The organism is Nevskia sp., assembly GCF_023266035.1.
GTDB lineage: Bacteria > Pseudomonadota > Gammaproteobacteria > Nevskiales > Nevskiaceae > Nevskia.
Window position 1 is genome coordinate 1 of record NZ_JAHFRY010000221.1, and the last position, 4,205, is coordinate 4,205.

Sequence of the window (4,205 nt, forward strand, 5' to 3'; positions counted from 1 at the left end):
TGGCTCACCCTCATCGGCGTCGTCGTTCTGATCCTGATCGTCATCGTCGGCGTCAAGGCGTTTCAGATCAAAAAAATGATGGCGGGCTTCGCGGCCGCGCCGGAACCTCAGGTCGCGGTATCAACCCTGACCGCTGCCTTCGAAGAGTGGCAGCCGACCCAGAGTGCCGCCGGTTCGGTGCGCGCGGTACGGGGCGTGACCTTGTCGACGGAAGTCGCTGGCCTGGTCGACAACGTGTCGTTCCGCTCCGGTGAAGAAGTGAAGGCCGGCGAGCGTCTGGTGCAGCTCAATGCGGTCAGCGATGTCGCTCGGCTCGATGCGCTGAAAGCCGATCTGCGGCTGGCCGAAAGCGTTGCCAAGCGTGATCTGGAGCAGCGCAGCGCCGATGCGATCAGCCAGGCGCAGCTCGACCAGTCGGAATCCACCCTCGCCTCGGCGCGCGCAGCAGTGGCCGAACAGGCGGCAACGGTGGCCAAGAAAGTCATCTCGGCACCGTTCTCCGGACGGCTCGGCATCTCGACGCTGAATCGCGGCCAGTATCTGAACCCAGGCGATGCGATCGTCAGCCTGCAGCAGCTCGATCCGATCTACGTCGACTTCAATCTGCCGCAGAAAGCGCTCGCCTCGTTGTCGCTCGGCCAGAAGGTCTCAGCAGTGTCCGACAGCTTCCCTGGCGTCGCCTTCACCGGCGAGATCAGCGCCATCGAGCCGGCGATCGATGCCGATACCCGCAACGTCAAGGTGCAGGCGACGCTGAATAATCCGGACAAACGCCTGCTGCCGGGCATGTTTGCCAATGTCGATGTCACCGTCGGCGCCAAGGCCCGTTACCTGACCGTGCCGCAAACCGCCGTCAGCTTCAATCCCTATGGCGAAACGGTGTTCCTGGTGGTGCCGCGCGGCAGCGAAAAGGCGGCCGATCCGAACACGCCGGCCGCGCTGAAGGAGACCAAGCGGCTCGAAGCTGAGGACGCCAAGATCAAGTCGGCCCAGCAAACTTCACAAGCTGCCGAAGTGGCCAAGGCGGAAGGCAAGGAAGCGACGGCTGCTGCGCCCGTCCCTCCGGCGCCAGCCTCCGACGCGCCTCCAGTGATGGTGGCTCGCCAGGTGTTCGTCACCGTCGGCCCGACGCGTGGCGACCAGGTGGCGATCCTGACCGGCGTCAAGGAAGGCGACATCGTGGTCACCAGCGGCCAGCTGAAGCTGAAGACCGGCCTCAAGATCGCGGTCAACAACGACGTGCAGCCGGGCAACAACGCCAATCCGAAGCCGGTCGACGAGTGAGCCGGTTCCTGTTCACTGGCCCTGCCCGCTCAAGGACGATGAGACCCTCATGAAATTCACCGATCTGTTCATCAAGAAGCCGGTCCTGGCGACCGTCGTCAGCCTGATGATCCTGGTGCTCGGCCTGCGCTCGATGTTCGGGCTGCCGGTGCGCCAGTATCCGCTGACCGAAAACGCCACCGTCACCGTCACCACGCTCTACTACGGCGCCAATGCCGATGTCGTGGCCGGCTTCATCACCACCCCCATCGAAGCGGCCGTGGCACAGGCGCAGGGCATCGACTACCTGACCTCGACCAGCGTCGCCGGCGCCTCGACGATCACCGCGACCCTGCAGCTCAACTACGACTCCAATCGTGCGTTGAACGAGATCAACACCAAGGTCCAGTCGGTGATCAACCAGTTGCCTGCGGAAGCGCAGCAGCCGGTGCTGACCGTGCAGGTCGGCGAAGCGATCGCGGCGATGTACATGGGCTTTCATTCGACGACCATCCCGTCGAACAAGGTCACCGACTACATCGTTCGCGTGGTGCAGCCGAAGCTGCAGACGATCGCCGGCGTCAAGCAGGCGGAACTGCTCGGCGGACGCCAGTTCGCGCTGCGCGCCTGGTTGGATCCGCAGAAGCTGGCCGCCGTCGGCCTGACCGCGGCTGATGTCTACACGGCGCTGGCCGACAACAACTACCTGTCGGCACTCGGCACCACGCGCGGCGACATGGTCAGCGTCGATCTGACTGCCGGCACCGATCTGCATTCGATCGAAGAGTTCCAGAAGCTGGTCATCAAGCAGAAAGGCAGCTCGCTGGTGCGTCTGGAAGACGTTGCCAAGGTGTCGCTCGGCGCCGAAAGCTACGACTCCGGCACCCGCTTCGACGGCAAGCAATCGGTGTTCATCGGCATCAAGGTGGCGCCCGATGCAAACGCGCTCACCGTGGTGAAGAATGTCCGCGCCGCATTCCCGGAACTGGTGGCTCAGCTTCCGGAAGGCCTGAACGGCGAGATCGTCTACGACTCCACCGAGTACATCAGCGCCTCGATCAGCGAAGTGGAAAAGACGCTGCTCGAAGCGCTGGCCATCGTCACCGTGGTGATCTTCCTGTTCCTTGGCAGCTTCCGCTCGGTGATCATTCCGATCATCGCCATGCCGCTGAGCTTGATCGGCGCGTTCTTCGTGATGCTGGTGCTCGGCTACTCGATCAACCTGCTGACCTTGCTGGCGCTGGTATTGGCGATCGGTCTGGTCGTCGATGACGCGATCATCGTCGTCGAGAACGTCGACCGCCACATGAAGATGGGCAAGACGCCGTTGCAGGCGGCACTGGTCGGCGCCCGCGAACTGGCCGGGCCGATCATCGCGATCTCAGTGGTGTTGATCGCGGTCTATGTGCCGATCGGTTTCCAGGGCGGATTGACCGGCGTGCTGTTCTCCGAGTTCGCGTTCACCTTGGCCGGTGCGGTCGCAGTGTCCGCTGTGGTGGCACTGACCTTGTCGCCGATGATGTGCGCGATGTTCCTGCGCGACGATCACGGCTCCAATCGCTTCGTGCAGATGCTCGATCACAACTTCGAGCGCTTCTCGGCTTCCTATCGGCGGATACTGGGCCGCATGCTCAACGGCTGGGTCACGATCGTGGTCTTCGGCTTCGTGGTGATGGGCCTGATCGCCGTGATGATGATGATGCCGATGGCGGGCGTGCTCGCGAAAAGTGAATTGGCTCCAGCCGAGGATCAGGGCTTTCTGATCCACATCGTCAGCGGCCCGCCGAATGCCACGCTGAAGCAGATGTCGACCTACACCGATCAGATCTACGGCGTGATGAAGGACATGCCGGAATACGCCAGCGCGTTCCAGATCGAGGGTGTCGGCACGGTCAATTCGGGGATCGGCGGCTTCGTCGCCGTGCCGTATGCGGATCGCACCCGCAGCACCACGGCGATTTCGATCGATCTCCAGAACCACAGCAACAAGATTGCCGGTGCCAACATCTTCTGGGTCAATCCGCCACCGCTACCCGGCGGCGGCAACGGCCTGCCGATCCAGTTCGTGATCAACACCACCGATTCCTTCGAAAAGCTCTATGCGGTGGCCGATGCAGTGGTCAGCAAGGCGCAGGCGACCGGCAAGTTCTACGTGCTCGACAACGGTCTGAAGATCGACAAGCCGCAGACCACGGTGAACGTCGATCGCGACAAGGTGGCGTCGCTGGGCCTGACCATGCGTGATGTCGGCGGCGCGCTCGGCTCGCTGCTCGGTGGCGGCTACGTCAATTACTTCTCGATCGAAGGCCGTTCGTACAAGGTCATCCCGCAGGTGCAGACCAGCGATCGCCTGAATGCCGATCAGCTGGACAACTACTACATCCGCACCTCGACCGGCGGCATGGTGCCGGCCTCGACCGTGGTCACGCTGAAGACCGAAACCGTGCCGCAGTCGATTCCGCATTTCCAGCAGTTGAACTCGGCCACCATCGGCGCGGTGTTCGGCGGCACCCAGGGCGAAGCGTTGAAGATCCTCAACGACATCGCCAAGGAAACCCTGCCGCAGGGCTACACGATCGATTACGGCGGTGTGTCGCGACAGTACGTCCGGGAATCCGGCGGCTTCCTGACCACCATGGTGTTTGCGCTGGTGATCATCTTCCTGACTCTGGCGGCGCAGTTCGAAAGCTTCCGCGATCCGCTGGTGGTGATGATGTCGGTGCCGATGGCGATCTTCGGCGCGATGGTGTTCATCTTCCTGGACTTCGCCACGCTGAACGTCTACACGCAGGTGGGACTGGTGACCCTGGTCGGCCTGATCACCAAGCACGGCATCCTGATCGTGCAGTTCGCCAACGAGCAGGTAGCGCTGGGCCACAGCAAGCGTGAAGCGATCGAGATCGCCGCCGAAACCCGTCTTCGGCCGATCCTGATGACCACCG

2 protein-coding genes are annotated in these 4,205 nt (G+C 62.8%); both read left to right on the top strand.

Annotated elements, in window-relative coordinates:
• A partial coding sequence (locus Q0D45_RS21110; protein ID WP_293397756.1) for an efflux RND transporter periplasmic adaptor subunit occupies positions 1–1,284 on the top strand: 1,284 nt, incomplete at its 5' end.
• Positions 1,285–1,333: 49 nt separating this feature from the next.
• Positions 1,334–4,205, top strand: a 2,872-nt coding sequence (locus tag Q0D45_RS21115; RefSeq protein WP_293397759.1) for an efflux RND transporter permease subunit, incomplete at its 3' end; no start/stop codon positions are given.